Consider the following 17,487-nt stretch of genomic DNA (forward strand, 5'->3'; position numbering starts at 1 on the left):
ACATGAAAAAAATAATTGCATTAACCGTTTTAATGTTTGTAGGTCTAACTGCTTTTGCTCAAAATAAAAATGCAAAAGCATCTATTGAGGTAGATGGAGTTTGTGGTATGTGTAAAGACCGAATTGAAAAAGCATGCTTTAAAGTTAAAGGAGTAAAATCTGCAGTTTGGAGTGTAGAAACGCATGAGTTACAACTTATCTATAATGATGGGAAAACGAATCTAAATGAAATTCATAACAGTATTGCTGCAGTAGGACACGATACAAAAGAGATAAAAGCTACAAAAGAAGCGTATGAAAGTGTACATCCTTGTTGCAAGTATCGAGATGAAGAAGTGAAAGAAGATCATAAAGAATAAGAAAACAATAGTAAATAGTAAGAAATAAGTAGAAAAGCCTGAATTTTAATTCAGGCTTTTTATTTTTACCAAATGCCATATAGAATATACGTTATAGAATTATCTAAACGCGTTTTTACAGAAAATGCAAAGTTTAGAAATGCAAATCCGCAATTTAATGGCGTCTTGCAATGCTTGTATGTTGGTATGACTAGTAAAACACCAAAAGAACGTTTTGCACAACACAAAACGGGCTACAGAAACAAAAAAGGTTACAAGCTATCTTCTAATATTGTAGAAAAATATGGATCTTATCTTAGACCTAGTTTGTATAATCATATTGACCCAATAAAAACCAGAGCAGAAGCTTTAAAAATGGAAGAAACTTTAGCTTTAGAGTTACGTAGACAGAAATATGCGGTTTGGTTTAATTAAAAAGTTTTTTGTGAAATAAGAATAACTTTATTAAATAAATTAAAAGGCAAAACAAAAAAAAATGCTCCTAGAAATATCTAGAAGCATTTTAATGATTTATGTATTAGATACTTACTGATGCGTTATTTACATATGAGTGAGTAATCTGTTTACAGCGATTCGCCATTACATCATTCCTGGCATTCCGCCTCCCATTCCTCCTGGCATAGCAGCAGGAGTGTCTTCTTTAATGTCAATTAAAGCACACTCTGTAGTTAAAATCATTCCAGCAACAGAGGCTGCATTTTCTAAAGCAATTCTTGTTACTTTTTTAGGATCGATAATTCCAGCTTTAAGCATATCTACATATTGATCTGTTTTAGCATCGTAGCCAAAGTCTTTTTTACCTTCTAATACTTTGTTTATAACAACACTTCCTTCACCACCTGCATTTTCTACTATAGTACGTAAAGGAGATTCAATTGCTCGGTTTACAATTTGTACACCTGTAGTTTCGTCTAAATTTTCAGTAGTAATTTTTTCTAATACTTTTTTAGCACGAACTAAAGCAACACCTCCACCAGCAACAATGCCTTCTTCTACAGCGGCACGTGTAGCATGTAAAGCATCATCTACTCGGTCTTTCTTTTCTTTCATTTCTACTTCACTAGCAGCGCCAACATAGAGTACAGCAACCCCACCTGCTAATTTTGCTAAGCGTTCTTGAAGTTTTTCTTTGTCATAATCACTAGTTGTAGTTTCAATTTGTGATTTGATTTGATTTACTCTGTTTTTAATCATGCTTTTATCTCCAGCACCATTAACCACAGTCGTATTGTCTTTATCAATAGTAATACGTTCTGCAGTACCAAGCATATCTAAAGTAGTATTTTCAAGTGTAAATCCTCTTTCTTCAGAAACTACAGTACCACCAGTTAAAATAGCAATATCTTCTAACATTGCTTTACGTCTGTCTCCAAATCCTGGTGCTTTTACAGCAGCAATTTTTAAAGAACCACGTAATTTATTTACTACTAAAGTTGCTAATGCTTCACCATCTACATCTTCAGCAATAATTAATAAAGGTTTTCCAGACTGTGCTACAGGTTCTAAAACAGGTAGTAAATCTTTCATTGTAGACACTTTTTTATCGTACAATAAAACGTAAGGGTTTTCTAAATCTGTAATCATTTTGTCACTATCTGTAACAAAATAAGGAGATAAGTAACCTCTGTCAAACTGCATACCTTCTACAACATCTACATAAGTATCTGTTCCTTTAGCTTCTTCCACAGTAATCACTCCTTCTTTTCCAACTTTACCAAATGCCATAGCAATTAAATCGCCAATTACATCATCGTTATTTGCAGAAATAGAAGCAACTTGTTTTATTTTGTCTGAAGAGTTACCAACTTTCTTTGTTTGTTTTTCAAGATCTTCAACAATCGAAGTAACCGCTTTGTCTATTCCACGTTTTAAATCCATTGGGTTTGCACCAGCAGCAACATTTTTTAAGCCTTCTTTTACAATTGCTTGCGCAAGAACTGTAGCTGTAGTAGTACCATCACCTGCAAGATCATTTGTCTTACTTGCAACTTCTTTTACCATTTGCGCTCCCATATTTTCTAAAGGATCTTCTAATTCTATTTCTTTTGCAACAGAAACTCCATCTTTAGTTACTTGAGGAGCACCAAAACTTCTGCTAATAATTACATTACGTCCTTTTGGTCCTAGCGTTACTTTTACTGCGTTTGCTAATGCATCTACACCACGTTTTAACCCGTCGCGTGCATCTATATCAAATTTTATGTCTTTTGCCATCGTTAAAATTTTAATTTAGCGTTTCCGCTAAAGCGGAAAACTGTTTGTTTTATTTGTCATTCCTGTGAAAGCAGGAATCTTTTTAATTGAAATTTATTGTTTGTTGAATAGATTCCGCATTCCCGAAACTTCGGGGCGGAATGACAGCTTAGATAATAGCCATAATATCTTCTTCACGCATCATTAAATAGTCGTTACCATCTAATTTTAATTCGTTTCCTGAATATTTTCCGTAAAGAACAGTGTCTCCAACTTTCACTGTAAGCGGTTCGTCTTTTTTGCCTGTTCCAATAGCTATAACAGTACCTTTGTGTTGTTTTTCTTGAGCGGAATCTGGAATAAATAAACCAGATGCTGTTTGCGTTTCTGCAGGAAGTGGTTCTACTAGAACACGATCTGCAAGAGGTTTAATGTTTACTTTACTCATGATATATGTTTTATTTATTTATAATAATATTGATGTTTTAATTGGAAGCTAAAAATGTGCCAATAGAGTAGGACTGACAAAGTTACCGAATGTTCAACTTTTCCTGTTATAGAATTAAATTTTGGATAAAAAAAAATGCCAACTTTAAGGTTGGCATTTTAAATATTTTAAAAAACAGATTACTCAGCAGGAGTGTTTTCTGTTTGTGCAGGTGCAGTTGGTACTTCCACAGGAACTTCGATGTTATTTGTATCTAGTGCTTTAGATTCTGTAGTTGTTGTTCCGTTGTTAATTGCAACGTTTGAAACTAAAATTAATACAATTAAAATAGTTGCAAGCGTCCATGTGCTTTTATCTAAAAAGTCGGTTGTTTTTTGAACACCACCTAATTGTTGTGTTCCACCACCACCAAAGGATGATGATAAACCTCCACCTTTTGGGTTTTGTACCATAATTACTACAACTAGCAAAAATGCTACTACTACTATTAATATTAAAAATACTGTAAACATGAGTTATTCTTTATTGTTTTGTTCTTGTAATTGTTTTACTGCTTTAATTTGGTCTGCAAAGAAACCACTTTTTTCTGGATATTTCAAACTTAATATTCTATAAGATTGTAATGCTTTTTTATAGTTTTTTTGTTCTACATAAATTCGAGCTAATGTTTCGGTCATTAGTGCTTCTGGCTGTATCATTTGCTCTTCGGCAATATTTATATTTGCTTTAGCCGTTTTTATTGGTTTTAGCTTAGGGTTTTTTGTTATAAATTTTTCTATAAGATCAAATTTTTTCTCTTTTTCCGTTTTTATTTCCTCTACTATTTCTTGTTCTTCTTGGCGTACAATAGGAGTGAACTTTGCAAGTTTTAGCCACTCGTTAAACGAATGTGTTTCTTTAGAATTAAACTGTAACGGTTTTCCAAGGTTTAAAATTTCGTTTGCAGAAAATGTTTCATCCGTTTTTTCTTCTTTAGATTCTTCTATTTTTTCAGAAACATCTAAATTGAAATTTGCGATTTTTGAACGTTTTATTTTTGGTTGAAATAACTCTGGGTCTAAAACACCTGTGGTATCTTTTATTTGTTGTTTTAAAGCATCATCTATTGTGACGTTTTTATTTACCGAAATATCTTCAACATCTACTGGGATTTCTTTTAGATGTTCAATGTTTTGCTTTATGTGTTGCGATATTTCATTTTGTAGAAATTCTTGTGAAGTAATAAAATCGAACAAAATACTTCTGTCTGTAGTGTAACTTGCTGTTTTTTTTAATTCTTTATTGTAATTGAAACTTTCTTTGTTTTTTAGCCCTTTTAAGTAGATGGCTCTTGCAGATTGACAATACGGAAATGCGTCAAGAATGGTTTTTAATGCTTCGGTTTGTGAAACGGTAACCTTTTGAGGATGTTGTAATAAATATGTAAAATCTGTATTATTCATTGACTAAGTCAAATTTACTTTTTTTTGGGAGATTTCTCAACTCCATTCGAAATGGTAATGTTTTAAAACTAAAATTAAGATTACCATTTAGCTAATGATGCATTGAAAATGTCTTGGGTTAAGCGTTCAAAAATTTCTTCAAAAGCAGTTGCTTTAATTGTGCCAACAAGTTGTTCGCTTCCTCCATAATCATAGTAAAAAGAAAAGCGCTGTTCAAAATCATCCTCTTCATTCTTTTTATTATAAAAACGCACATTTACACCAATTGTTAAACGGTTTTGCGCAGCAGTGTTCGATGAAGTTGCTGTGGTTGGAGAAATTCTATATTCTACAATTTCGCCTTCGTAAACCAAATCTGCATTAGAGTTTACTAAACTTAAATTAGTTTGATTTGTTATTAAATCTTGTAATGCTATTGTGAAATCTCTGTTTAGACCTGGCTCTACTAAAATGGCATTATTTTGAAAGTAGTTTACTTGAAATGTTTTTATATTAGAAGAAATAGATGCTCCTGTAAAGGAGTATGGACCACAAGTAAAGAGTGTGGTTGTTATAAGAAAAAGGAATATAAATTTTAAGTTTTTCATAAGTAAAAAATGCTTCACTTCGGCTGCGCTACGTGCAGACTTGCTTAGCGTGACATTTATTTTAGTACTAATTAATAGGTATTCGGTTTTTTCATAGTTATGTAAGCATAAATATATCCAGCATTATCTGCTACATCAAAATCTGCATTAATAAGTCGGTAACCTTGATAATGTTTTTCGTTTATTAAATCTTCTGCCTCTTGTCTTATAGCCTCAGAGCTGTTACGACTAAACGATTTTCTGATTAAAAATATTTCTACTGCTTTCATTTATTTGTTTATAGGATTTCAAAAATAACTTTTTATTATTTTGATTTTCATAAAATTTTGTTACAAATCAAATTGCTTTATTTTTCTATATAAAGTTCTCTCGCTAATGCCAAGTTCTGCTGCTGCTAATTTACGTTTTCCTTGATGACGTTCTAAAGATTTTTTAATTAGTTCTAGTTCTTTATCGTGTAAAGAAAGGGTTTCCTCTTCTTCAATTTCTTCGGCGAAATGATATTTATCGGATGCGTCTTGTATTGGTTTTGGAGTTACGTTTTGCGGAATAGACAATAATTCTACATCTTCTTTAGCGTCTTCAAAATTAGCATCTTCCTCGTTGCCGTATATTTTTTGAATTAAGCTTTCGTTTTTTTCTTGAACTTCGGTTGCATTACCGTTTTTCATGAGCTCCATAGTAAGCTTTTTAAGATCGTTTAAATCGGCTTTCATATCAAACAAAACCTTGTATAATATTTCACGTTCATTACTAAAATCGCTTTCTGCTTTTGTGTTTTTAATTACTGCAGGTAAATTGGTGCTTCCAGTTGGTAAATATTCTTGTAGCGAAGCAGCATTTATAGTTCTATTCTGCTCTAAAACCGAAACCTGCTCTGCGACATTTCGTAATTGCCTAATGTTACCAGACCATCTAAATTTTAAAAGTAATTGTATCGCATCTTCTGTTAATTTGATGGTTGGCATTTTGTATTTAAGAGCAAAATCGCTAGCAAATTTTCTAAATAGTAAATGAATGTCTTCTTTACGTTCGCGAAGTGCAGGAAGGTTAATTTCTATAGTGCTTAATCGGTAGTATAAATCTTCTCTAAATTTTTCTTTTTTAATGGCATCAAACATGTTTACGTTAGTAGCAGCAACAATGCGTACATCTGTTTTTTGTACTTTACTCGAGCCTACTTTAATGAATTCGCCATTTTCTAAAACACGAAGTAAACGTACTTGTGTTGTTAATGGTAGTTCTCCAACTTCATCTAAAAAAATGGTTCCTCCATCGGCTACTTCAAAATATCCATTTCTGGTAGCTGTAGCTCCAGTGAAGGCGCCTTTTTCGTGTCCAAATAGTTCCGAATCGATGGTTCCTTCCGGAATTGCACCACAGTTTACCGCTATATATTTGCCATGCTTTCTATGGGAGAGCGAATGTATAATTTTAGGAATACTCTCTTTACCAACTCCAGACTCTCCAGTTACTAAAACCGAAATATCTGTTGGTGCTACTTGTATGGCTTTTTCTATGGCACGATTAAGTGTTGGGTCGTTACCAATGATGCCGAAACGTTGTTTTATGGATTGAATGGATTCCATGAATTAATTATTTTTAGAATATCCCAAAGGTTCACCAATTAAGGTGGTCTTTGTAACTCTAGTAATTTTTATGTTTACAAAGTCGCCAACTTTATAGTTTTCTTTAGGGAAAACACAAAGCAGGTTTTGGCTGTTTCTACCAGACCAATCTTGATCTCCTTTTCTAGCTTCTTTTTCTATTAATACTTCTACTGTTTTACCAATAAAAGATTGGGTTTTTTCTAAACTATGTGCTAATTGTAAGTCGATAACTTCTTGTAAGCGTCTTTTCTTCACTTCTAGAGGGATATCGTCTTCCAGCTTACGTTCTGCCATGGTTCCTGGTCTTTCTGAATACGCAAACATATAGCCAAAGGCATATTTTACATATTTCATTAAACTCAAGGTGTCTTGGTGGTCTTCTTCAGTTTCTGTTGGGAAACCAGTTATCATATCTTGGCTAATCGTGCATTCTGGAAGAATACGCTTAATATTATCTATAAGCTCCATATATTCTTGACGTGTATGCTGTCTGTTCATTTCTTTTAGAATACGATCGCTTCCGCTTTGCACTGGTAAATGTATATAGTTGCATATGTTTTCGTATTTCGCCATGGTTTCTACAACATCTAATGTCATGTCTTGTGGATTAGAAGTAGAAAAACGAATGCGCATTTTTGGTTGTGCTTCTGCACAAAGCTGTAATAGCTTTGCAAAATTTACTGCAGTTGCTTTTTGCATTTCGGTAGCTTTTACAAAATCTTTTTTCAAGCCTCCTCCATACCAAAGGTAGCTATCTACATTTTGTCCTAAAAGCGTAATTTCTTTGTAACCTTTACTCCAAAGGTCATTAATTTCTTCTATAATACTTTGGTGATCTCTACTTCGTTCTCTTCCCCTTGTAAAAGGAACAACACAAAACGTACACATATTGTCGCAACCACGAGTAATAGATACAAAAGCTGTAACACCATTGGTGTTTAAGCGTACAGGCGAAATATCTCCATAGGTTTCTTCTTTAGATAAGATCACATTTATTGCGTCTCTACCATCATCTACTTCTGCAAGTAGATTTGGTATATCTTTATAGGCGTCAGGACCAACAACGAGGTCTACGATTTTTTCTTCTTCTAAAAATTTGCTTTTTAAGCGTTCTGCCATACAGCCTAAAACACCTACCTTCATTTTTGGGTTAGTTGTTCTTTTTACTTTGTTATATTTTTCTAAGCGTTTTCTAACGGTTTGCTCTGCTTTATCACGAATAGAACATGTATTTACTAAAACCAAATCTGCATCTTCTAGATTTTGAGTAGTGTTAAAACCTTGGTTAGATAGAATAGAAGCTACAATTTCACTATCGCTAAAATTCATAGCGCAACCATAACTTTCAATAAAAAGTTTTCTTGTATTCCCTTCTTTATTTTCTATAACAAGGTTTTCTCCTTGTTTTTTTTCGTCTATTATTTTTTCCATCTTTAGTTTTCCGTGCAAACGGAATAATTCATTTCCCATAAAATTGGGAATCTGTTAATTGAAATAAATTTCTGTCAATAAGTATGCAAAGATACGATTATTTTAAGTAAAGTGACAAAGTGACAGTGTGTAATTTTTTTGAAATATTTATTATTAATTACCTATTTTTGAAACACTAACTAATACGATAAATAATGACATTTCAAGAATTTGAAAGTAAAGTGCAAAATGCTAAAGCGTTAGATTTTGGTGATATTTTTAATAAAAGTATAGAGCTTTTTAAAAAAGTTTGGGTACAAGGATTAATTATGATGCTTTTAACCATGTTAATTATGCTCCCGTTTTACTTTATTATGTATTTGCCTTTAATAGGAGCCGGAATAATGGACCCTACTTCTTTTGAGTCTGGAGATCCTAATTTCTTTATAATGATACCTTTCTTTCTATTAATGCTAGTTTTTGGTGTAGTAGCAGGTGTAATTGGTTTTGGTATGCGAGCTGGCTTTTATAGAATTTGTAAAATGAAAGATTTAAATGAACTAGGGAAAGAGGATTATTTCTATTATTTTAAAAGGCCTTATTTGGGAAAGCTAATAAAACTATCCCTTGCAATAGTTGGAATTTCTTTTGTTGCTATACTTTTATGTTATTTGCCATTTTTTTATGTAATAGTACCAATAACATTAATGAATTTGATTTTTGCATTTAACCCAGAACAATCCGTTTCCGAAATTATTAAGTCTGGTTTTGCTTTAGGAAATAAAAAATGGTTCATTACTTTTGGACTCGTAATCGTGAGTTCTATTTTAGCTTCCATTGTAGGTATGATTATGTGTTTTGTTGGTGTTTTTGTAACAACATCTTTTGCATATATCCCTGCGTATTATATATACAAAGATGTAATAGGGTTTGAGGAAATGGAAGAAATATCAAAAATTGGAAACGAATAGTAACTTTTCATTTAAATAAAATAGAATGACTTTTCAGGAATTTGAAACACGATTACTAAAAGCGAAAACTCTAGATTTTGGAGCAATCCTGGACTATTCTTTTCAATTGTTTAAAAAGATATGGTTGCAAGGTTTTTTAATGATTCTAATTACAATGATTTTTGGAGTGCTAATCGCTCTAGCATTCGTGTCCATCGGATTTATTCCAAATCCATATGATGTTGCAGATTTTCAAGGATTAAATTTCTTTACTATCTATGCAAATAGCGCTGTAAAGAACTTGCCACAAAGCTTAGTGTTATCTCCTGTTTTGTTAGGCTTGATGGCTGGTTTTTATAGGGTTTGTAGACAAGAGGATTTAATGCAAGAAAAAAAAGACGACCTTTTTTATTTTTTTAAAGGCGAGAACTCTAGAAAGGTTATGGTTCTAGGTGTGGTTTATGCGTTAATTACAGCAGTAGCTCAAGCTCTTTTTATAATACCATATATATATGCATCTATTCCGTTGTTATATTTTGCTGTTGTTTTTGCGTTTAATGAAGAATTAAGTGAACTTGAAATTGTTAAACTGAGTTTTAAATTAGGAACAAAGAAATGGTTTTTAACCTTTGGATTGGTTTTTATTACTGGTATTATAGCTATGTTAGGTATTTTGGCTTGTGGTGTAGGAGTTCTATTTACGATGCCTCTTATTTATCTTCCAATTTATTTTATATATAAGGAAGTGGTTGGTTTTGATGATTTTGAAGAATTGGACCAAATAGGAAATATTTAAAAACAATATTTTTTTGAATAAAAGCCTGTTAATTCAGGCTTTTTTCATTTTTCTTTCTAAAGAATTATAGACCCTAAAAATAATAAATTAGGAACGTGAATTTTTTTTCGCATACCTTTGCATTCTGAAAAAATAGAAATATGGCGAAGAATTTAGTTATAGTAGAGTCACCAGCAAAAGCAAAAACTATTGAAAAATTTCTTGGAAAAGATTTTAAAGTAGAGTCTAGTTTTGGGCATATTGCAGATTTACCTTCTAAAGAATTAGGAGTAGATGTAGAAGGTGATTTTGATCCTAAATATGAAGTATCTAAAGATAAAAAGGCAGTTGTAAAAAAACTGAAAGATTTAGCCAAAAAAGCAGAAATGATATGGCTAGCTAGTGATGAGGATCGAGAAGGAGAAGCAATTGCTTGGCATTTAGCCGAAACTCTAAAACTGGATAAGGAAAAAACAAAACGTATTGTTTTTCATGAGATTACTAAAACAGCAATTAAAAATGCAATTGAGAATCCTAGAAGCATCGATTATCATTTGGTTGATGCACAACAGGCAAGAAGAGTTTTAGATAGAATTGTTGGTTATGAGCTTTCACCAGTTTTATGGCGAAAAGTAAAAGGAGGTCTTTCGGCAGGACGTGTACAATCGGTTTCTGTTCGATTAATTGTTGAAAAAGAAAGAGAAATTCAAAACTTTAAAGCAGAAGCATCTTATAGAATTGATGCCGAGTTTTCTAATGAAGCAGGGCAATCCTTTAAAGCAAAGCTTCCTAAGAATTTTGCAACAAAAAAAGAGGCTTACGCATTTTTAGAAAGTAATGCAGCAGCAGATTTTAAAGTTGCAGATCTTCAGAAAAAACCAGCGAAAAAAGCACCTGCAGCACCTTTTACTACTTCAACATTACAACAAGAAGCAGCAAGAAAGTTGTATTTTTCAGTAGGTAAAACCATGAATATGGCACAACGCCTTTATGAAGCAGGTTTAATTACCTACATGAGAACAGATAGTGTAAACTTATCGGATGAAGCAAAAAAAGGAGCGCAAGCAGAAATAGAATCTGCTTATGGCGAAAAATATAGTAAACCAAGAAATTACAAAGGGAAATCTAAAGGTGCTCAAGAAGCGCATGAGGCTATTCGTCCTACTAATTTTGCAACACACTCTGTAGCTATTGATAGAGATCAAGCAAGACTATACGATTTAATTTGGAAACGTGCGATTGCATCACAAATGAGTGAAGCACAATTAGAACGTACAAATGTTAGAATAGCATCTTCAAAAAATAGTGAAATATTTACTGCAAATGGGGAGGTTATTAAATTTGAAGGGTTCTTAAAAGTATATTTAGAAGGAACAGATGATGAAGATGTAGAGCAAGACGGTATGTTGCCTGCAATGAAAGTAAATGAAACACTTTTAAATAATTACATAACAGCAACAGAGCGTTACACAAGACCGCCAGCAAGATTTACCGAAGCATCTTTGGTGAAGAAATTAGAAGAACTTGGAATTGGTCGTCCTTCTACCTATGCGCCAACTATTTCTACCATACAAAATAGAAATTACGTTGAAAAAGGAGCTGTAGATGGCGTAGCACGTGATTATACACAGCTTACTTTAGAAAGCGGAAAGGTAAAAGATCTTGTGCTTACCGAAAAAGTTGGATCTGATAAAGGGAAATTAGTACCAACAGATATTGGTATGATTGTAACCGATTTTTTAGTAAACCATTTTGAAAGTATTTTAGATTACAACTTTACAGCTAAAGTAGAGAATCAGTTCGATGATATAGCAGAAGGCAAAAAAGATTGGAAAAAAATGATGAAGTCATTTTATAAGACTTTTCATCCTAAAGTAGAAGACGTTCAAGAAAATGCCGAAAGAGAATCTGGAGAACGTATTTTAGGGGAAGATCCAAAAACAGGAAAACGCGTAAGTGTTCGTTTAGGTAAATTTGGCCCAATGGTACAAATTGGTACTGTAGATGATGAAGAAAAACCAACTTTTGCAAGTCTTTCGCCAGACCAACAATTAACATCGATTACTTTTGAAGAAGCAATGGATTTATTTCAACTTCCTAAAGATTTAGGAACTTTTGAAGGCGAAGAAGTACAAGTAAATAATGGTCGTTTTGGTCCTTATGTAAAGTTTGGGAAAGCGTATGTGTCATTGCCAAAAGGAACAGATCCTTTAAGTGTAGAACTAGATGATGCTATTGTTTTAATAAAAGAAAAGCAAAAAGCAGATGCTCCAATTTATCATTATAAAGAATTGCCAGTGCAAAAAGGGAAAGGTCGTTTTGGTCCATTTATTAAGTGGAACAACATGTTTATTAACGTAAATAAAAAATACGATTGGGATAATCTATCCGATAATGATATTGTAACACTTATTGAGGAAAAAATTCAAAAAGAAATAGATAAAGTTATTCACCATTGGGAAGAAGAAGGAATTAAAGTAGAAAAAGCAAGATGGGGAAGACACAATATAATTAAAGGTAAAACTAAAATTGAATTACCAAAAACAGTCGATGTAACTAAGTTCACTTTAGAAGAAGTGCAAGCTATTATTGAAAAGAACGCACCAAAAAAGAAGGTCGCTAAGAAAAAAGCCCCTGCAAAGAAAAAAACAACAGCAAAAAAGAAATAAATAGTACATGAACTTTAATTTTCTATCCCCAGTTTCAGATTCCGTTTTAGCCCATAATGAGTTATTACCAGAACAAGCTCTAGGTCGAAAATTAAAAATACATTCTAATCAAGAAGGGATTCCAGATTTAGAAGGTGTACAATTGGCTATATTGGGTGTTTTAGAAACTAGAAACGATATTAACTATATTGGTGAAGATTTTAATTTAAATGAGATACGTAAATCTTTCTATGCCCTTTTTCCAGGGAGCTGGAACACAAGTATTGCCGATTTAGGCGATATTAATAAAGGAGAGTCTATAGAAGATACCTATTTCGCCTTAAAGACAACTATTGCTATTTTAGTGCAAAAAGGAGTTATTCCAATAATAATAGGAGGGAGTCAAGATTTAACCTATGCCAACTATCGTGCTTACGATAACATTATACCAATGGTAAATATTGTTAATGTAGATTCTAAATTTGATTTAGGGGATTCAGCTAAACCCATTAAGAATACAAGTTTTGTTGGAAAAATAATATTAGACCAACCGTTTAACTTATTTAATTATTCGGCAATTGGTTATCAAACCTATTTTAATTCGCAGGAAGAAATAGATTTAATGGAGAAATTATATTTTGATGCCTATCGCTTAGGAGAGGTGTCTAATGATATTACCATTGTAGAACCTATTATGCGAGATGCAAATATTGTAAGTATAGATTTAGGAGCTGTAAAATCTTCCGAAGTTAGTTTAAATCAAAAAGTATCACCTAATGGTTTAGATGGTAAAGAAGTATGTGCTATTTCGCGTTACGCAGGAATTAGTAATAAAGTAACTTCCTTTGGCCTTTGGGAATATAATCCATCTAAAGACGATGAAATTACTTCAATGCTTATATCCCAGATTATCTGGTACTTCATAGAAGGAGTAAATTATAGAGTAAAAGATGATGATTTTAAAGATGAAAATAATTATCAAAAATTCATAACATTAATAGAAGATCAAGATTTAGTCTTTTATAAAAGCATAAAAACAGGTAGATGGTGGATAGAAATACCTTTTTTAAATGAAGTGAATAATAAATTAAAAAGACATACGTTATTACCATGCATGCATCAAGATTATGTAGACGCTTGTAATAATATTATACCAGAACGTTGGTATAAAGCATTTCAAAAGAATTGTGTGTAAATATAAAAACACGTTGAAATAGTTGTTTTGTCGTTAAAATGTTTTATTTTTACGACGAAACGTATTTTTTTTATAAAAAAGTTGTTTTTTAAAAAATATATAAATATGTTTACGCTCTTAAATTTTGAGCATAGAATAATTAACCTCGAGTTTTCAATAAATATGAAGAATTTTCTTTTATTAACAGTAGTTTTAGCATTCCTTTCAAGTTGTGGTTCTGGAGACAGAGGCCAGTTAGTTGGTGTTAAAGGAAAAAAATGGCATCCAGAAAAACCTTATGGTATGGAATTAATTCCTGGAGGAGCATTTATTATGGGTAAATCGGATGATGATTTAGCTGGTATTCAAGATGCGCCAACTAAAACGGTTACAGTAAGATCGTTCTATATGGATGCAACGGAAATCACAAACAGTGAGTATCGTAAATTTGTACAATGGGTTAGAGATTCTACCATTAGAACAAAATTAGCAATATTAGCAGACGAAGTAGGAGCTACTCCTGGAGATGGTGGTATTGGAGATTATGCATTTAAAGATGCAGACCCAGAAAATATGAATGCATACGAACAATATATGTATGACAATTATAGTGGAATGGGAGAAACTGGTTACGAAGGAAGAAAATTAAATCACGATGTAGATTTACTTTTTGATACTTCAGAATATCCAGATGAATACTATGTAGAAGTAATGGATACTATGTATTTGCCAATAGAAGAGTCTTATAATGGGCAACGTACATGGGATGTGTCTAAATTTAAATTTCAATACACATACATGGATATTGAAAAAGCTGCTAAAGCTAAAAATAAAGGTCAGAAAAGATCAGAGTTTTTAATTACAGAAGCTGTAGAAATCTATCCAGACACAACAGCTTGGATTAGAGATTTTGCATATTCTTATAACGAACCAATGCACAACGATTATTTCTGGCATGACGCTTACGGAGAATATCCTGTAGTAGGAGTTTCTTGGAAACAAGCTAAAGCATTCTGTGAGTGGAGAACTTTATATCACAACGCATACAGAAAAGAAAAAAATCAACATTTTGTAAACGAATATAGATTACCATCTGAAGCAGAATGGGAATACGCTGCAAGAGGAGGGTTACAAGGAGCAACTTTCCCTTGGGGAGGACCTTATGCTAAAAACGATAGAGGATGTTTTATGGCAAACTTTAAGCCTTTAAGAGGTGACTATGCTGCAGATCAAGCTTTATATACGGTAGAAGCTAAGTCATACGAACCTAATGACTTTAACTTATACAATATGGCAGGTAATGTTTCCGAATGGGTAAGTGCATCTTACGATCCTGGTTCTTATGAGTATGTATCTACAATTAACCCTAGTGTTAACGATGTAAATAATCAACGTAAAGTAGTAAGAGGTGGATCTTGGAAAGATGTAGCCTACTATTTACAAGTAAGCTCAAGAGATTATGAATATGCAGATTCTGCAAGAAGTTATATTGGCTTCAGAACTGTTCAGGATTATATGGGTACAGACGTTACAGCTAACGCAAGATAAAAAATAACCAAATTAATTATAAACAATAATAATCAACTTAAAAAGTAGCAATACTAAAAAAACTAAAAATTATGGCACAAAAAGGTAAAATCACAGTAACTAATATGATCTACGGATTAGGAGCAGCAATTGTAATCGTTGGAGCTTTATTTAAAATTCAGCACTGGCCTTATGGTTCTGAAATCTTAACATTAGGTATGATTGTGGAAGCATTAGTATTTACATATTCTGCATTTGAGAGACAAGCAAGTGATTTAGACTGGTCTTTAGTATATCCTGAATTATCAGGAGGAGCTTCATTAGGTGCTAAAAAAGTAAAGGAAGAGCCTAAAGATGCAGAAGGATTACTTTCTAAAAAATTAGATAACTTATTAAAAGACGCTAAAATTGATGGCGAATTAATGGCAAGCTTAGGAGCAAGTATCAAAAACTTTGAAGGTGCTGCTAAAGGAATTTCTCCTACAGTAGATGGTATTGCTGCACAAAAGAAATACAGCGAAGAAATGTCTTTAGCTGCTGCTCAAATGGAATCTTTAAATAGTTTATATAAAGTGCAAATGGAATCTGCTAGTCGTCAAGCATCGATTAACGAAGAGTCTGTAGAAAATGCAAACAAATTAAAAGAGCAAATGCAATCTTTAGCTTCAAACTTATCTTCTTTAAATGGGGTATATGGAGGAATGCTTACTGCAATGAACAAAAACTAATTAGTTTTATTAACTAATATTTATTAACCAATAAAAACTAATTAACATGGCAGGAGGAAAAGCATCCGCAAGGCAGAAAATGATTAACTTGATGTATTTAGTATTCATCGCAATGATGGCTATGAATATGTCTAAAGAAGTACTTTCAGCATTTGGACTGATGGATCTTAAGTTCGCAGAATCTAATACTGTAGCTACTGAAAAAAATAGCGCATTATTAGCAGATTTAGAAACCAAAGCGGAAGAAAAGAAAGAAGAGTTCGCAGTACCTTTTAATAAAGCTACTCAAGTTAACGCTGTTTCAGATAAATTTTATAAATATATTGGTAGTTTAAAGGCCGATTTATTAAGAGAAGGAAAATATGCTGTTGTACCAGAAACTGGAAAGTTACCTTTCGAAGCAATGGATAAAACAGATATCCTTGACGAAATGTGGTTTACTGGAGATCGTTTAACAAAAAAAGGAGACGAAGTAATGGCTGCAATTGCAGCATACAAGAATGATATTAAAGAAATTCTTGGTGGTGATGTAAAGTATAATAAAGCTATAGAACGTTTTGAAAAACGTTTTTCTACAGCAGATGTTGAAACTAAAGACGGAATAAGTAAAGGATGGTTAGACTATAACTTTCAAGGTTTTCCAGCTATCGCATCATATACAAAGTTAACTGCAATGCAGAATGATGTAAAGATGACCGAAGCAAATATGTTCAACCTGTTTTTAGGAAACAGTTTAGATGAAGCGGTATCATTAAAAAAATATCAAGCTATTGTATTAGCAGATAAGTCAGCATTCTTTGCAGGAGAAAAATTTCAAGGTAAAGTTGTTTTAGGTAAATATGCTAATGTAACACCAACTAAATTATCTGTAAATGGTAAAGAAATTAACATAGCAGAAGCTATTGACTCTACAGGAGCAGCAAAACTAGATTTTACTGTAGGTAACGTTGGAGAACAAGATATTAAAGGGGTATTCACTTTTTTAGAAGATGGTAAGCCTTTAGAAATTCCTATCGTAGGAAACTACGTTGTAGTGCCAAGACCAAATTCGGCAACAATTTCAGCAGATAAAATGAATGTAGTGTATCGTGGTGTTACAAACCCAATGACTATTTCTTTCGCTGGTGTACCTGACAATAAAGTGTCAGCTAGTGGAGCAGGTTTAAGTAAAGGATCTGGAACTGGTAAATATAACATGGTACCAACTACAGGTAAAGAAGTAACTATTAACGTAAGTGCTAAGCTTGATGATGGTTCTTCTGCTTCCGATAGAAAAACATTTAGAATTAAAGATATTCCTAAACCTTCTGGTCAAATGGCTGGTAAAACAGGACAATTTAGTTTACCAAGAAACAATGTTGAGATTGGTAAAGTACAAGCTGTCTTAGAAGATTTTGATTTCGATTTACCTTTAAAAGTAACCTCATTTAAATTTAAAGTTCCTGGTTCACCTAGTGTAACTTGTCAAGGTAATAGACTTAACTCTCAAGCTAAATCAGCTTTACGTAAAGCGAAGCGTGGTTCTGATGTGCAAATATTTGATATCAAATCAAGTAGTAATGGACCAAGAATTAAACCAGCAGCACCAATTATTATTCAGTTGTCTAACTAACCAACTCAATAGTATTATTAATTA

General features: G+C 32.7%; 17 protein-coding genes. 9 read left to right on the forward strand and 8 right to left on the reverse strand.

The window, feature by feature from the left end:
• Positions 1 to 2 precede the first annotated feature (2 nt).
• Together ACVC3Y_RS09565 and ACVC3Y_RS09570 are read left to right on the forward strand one after the other, a co-directional pair.
• Positions 3 to 359 carry a heavy-metal-associated domain-containing protein gene (locus ACVC3Y_RS09565; protein WP_303422057.1) on the forward strand — a complete coding sequence of 119 codons (357 nt, stop codon included), beginning with the start codon at positions 3 to 5 and terminating at the stop codon, positions 357 to 359.
• Between the two features lie 72 nt (positions 360 to 431).
• Positions 432 to 773, forward strand: a complete 342-nt coding sequence (locus ACVC3Y_RS09570; protein ID WP_452226744.1) for a ribose-5-phosphate isomerase — start codon at positions 432 to 434, stop codon at positions 771 to 773.
• Positions 774 to 938: 165 nt separating this feature from the next.
• On the opposite strand, the gene groL is transcribed toward ACVC3Y_RS09570, so the two are convergent.
• From groL to miaB, 8 genes are all read right to left on the reverse strand, one after another.
• A complete protein-coding gene (gene groL, locus ACVC3Y_RS09575) occupies positions 939 to 2,573 on the reverse strand; it encodes a chaperonin GroEL (RefSeq protein WP_303422052.1) in 1,635 nt (544 codons plus the stop codon).
• A gap of 148 nt (positions 2,574 to 2,721) precedes the next feature.
• Entirely contained in the window at positions 2,722 to 3,000 is a 279-nt protein-coding gene (locus tag ACVC3Y_RS09580) for a co-chaperone GroES (protein ID WP_303422050.1), read from the reverse strand.
• A 179-nt stretch (positions 3,001 to 3,179) separates the two neighbouring features.
• The gene (gene secG / locus ACVC3Y_RS09585) at positions 3,180 to 3,512 is read right to left on the reverse strand and encodes a preprotein translocase subunit SecG (RefSeq protein WP_303422048.1); all 333 of its coding nucleotides are present in this window, start codon (positions 3,510 to 3,512) and stop codon (positions 3,180 to 3,182) included.
• A gap of 3 nt (positions 3,513 to 3,515) precedes the next feature.
• On the reverse strand, positions 3,516 to 4,442 hold the full coding sequence (locus tag ACVC3Y_RS09590; protein WP_452226745.1) for a hypothetical protein: 927 nt from the start codon (positions 4,440 to 4,442) through the stop codon (positions 3,516 to 3,518).
• An 80-nt stretch (positions 4,443 to 4,522) separates the two neighbouring features.
• Positions 4,523 to 5,029, reverse strand: coding sequence for an LptE family protein (locus ACVC3Y_RS09595; protein ID WP_303422044.1), 507 nt, complete (start codon positions 5,027 to 5,029; stop codon positions 4,523 to 4,525).
• A gap of 71 nt (positions 5,030 to 5,100) precedes the next feature.
• Complete coding sequence (locus ACVC3Y_RS09600) at positions 5,101 to 5,298, reverse strand: hypothetical protein (protein ID WP_303422043.1); 198 nt, start codon at positions 5,296 to 5,298, stop codon at positions 5,101 to 5,103.
• A 60-nt stretch (positions 5,299 to 5,358) separates the two neighbouring features.
• Positions 5,359 to 6,618: a sigma-54 interaction domain-containing protein gene (locus tag ACVC3Y_RS09605; protein WP_303422041.1), complete on the reverse strand. Its 1,260-nt coding sequence runs from the start codon at positions 6,616 to 6,618 to the stop codon at positions 5,359 to 5,361.
• 3 nt (positions 6,619 to 6,621) lie between these two features.
• Positions 6,622 to 8,070 (reverse strand): tRNA (N6-isopentenyl adenosine(37)-C2)-methylthiotransferase MiaB, encoded by a 1,449-nt coding sequence (gene miaB / locus ACVC3Y_RS09610; protein WP_303422039.1) that lies wholly within the window; start codon positions 8,068 to 8,070, stop codon positions 6,622 to 6,624.
• A gap of 194 nt (positions 8,071 to 8,264) precedes the next feature.
• Between miaB and ACVC3Y_RS09615 the strand changes: the two genes are divergently transcribed.
• From ACVC3Y_RS09615 to porM, 7 genes are all read left to right on the forward strand, one after another.
• Positions 8,265 to 9,020 (forward strand): hypothetical protein, encoded by a 756-nt coding sequence (locus ACVC3Y_RS09615; protein ID WP_452226746.1) that lies wholly within the window; start codon positions 8,265 to 8,267, stop codon positions 9,018 to 9,020.
• A 25-nt stretch (positions 9,021 to 9,045) separates the two neighbouring features.
• Positions 9,046 to 9,795, forward strand: coding sequence for a hypothetical protein (locus tag ACVC3Y_RS09620; protein ID WP_303422034.1), 750 nt, complete (start codon positions 9,046 to 9,048; stop codon positions 9,793 to 9,795).
• A gap of 140 nt (positions 9,796 to 9,935) precedes the next feature.
• Entirely contained in the window at positions 9,936 to 12,443 is a 2,508-nt protein-coding gene (gene topA, locus ACVC3Y_RS09625; RefSeq protein WP_303422032.1) for a type I DNA topoisomerase, read from the forward strand.
• Between the two features lie 7 nt (positions 12,444 to 12,450).
• A complete protein-coding gene (locus ACVC3Y_RS09630; protein ID WP_303422030.1) occupies positions 12,451 to 13,617 on the forward strand; it encodes a formimidoylglutamase in 1,167 nt (388 codons plus the stop codon).
• A 162-nt stretch (positions 13,618 to 13,779) separates the two neighbouring features.
• On the forward strand, positions 13,780 to 15,144 hold the full coding sequence (gene porK / locus ACVC3Y_RS09635) for a T9SS ring complex lipoprotein PorK/GldK (protein ID WP_303422027.1): 1,365 nt from the start codon (positions 13,780 to 13,782) through the stop codon (positions 15,142 to 15,144).
• 71 nt (positions 15,145 to 15,215) lie between these two features.
• Complete coding sequence (gene porL, locus ACVC3Y_RS09640; RefSeq protein WP_452226747.1) at positions 15,216 to 15,851, forward strand: type IX secretion system motor protein PorL/GldL; 636 nt, start codon at positions 15,216 to 15,218, stop codon at positions 15,849 to 15,851.
• A 46-nt stretch (positions 15,852 to 15,897) separates the two neighbouring features.
• Positions 15,898 to 17,463, forward strand: coding sequence for a type IX secretion system motor protein PorM/GldM (porM, locus tag ACVC3Y_RS09645; protein ID WP_303422021.1), 1,566 nt, complete (start codon positions 15,898 to 15,900; stop codon positions 17,461 to 17,463).
• Positions 17,464 to 17,487: the final 24 nt, after the last annotated feature.

The sequence above is a fragment of the Lacinutrix cladophorae genome (genome assembly GCF_053604645.1).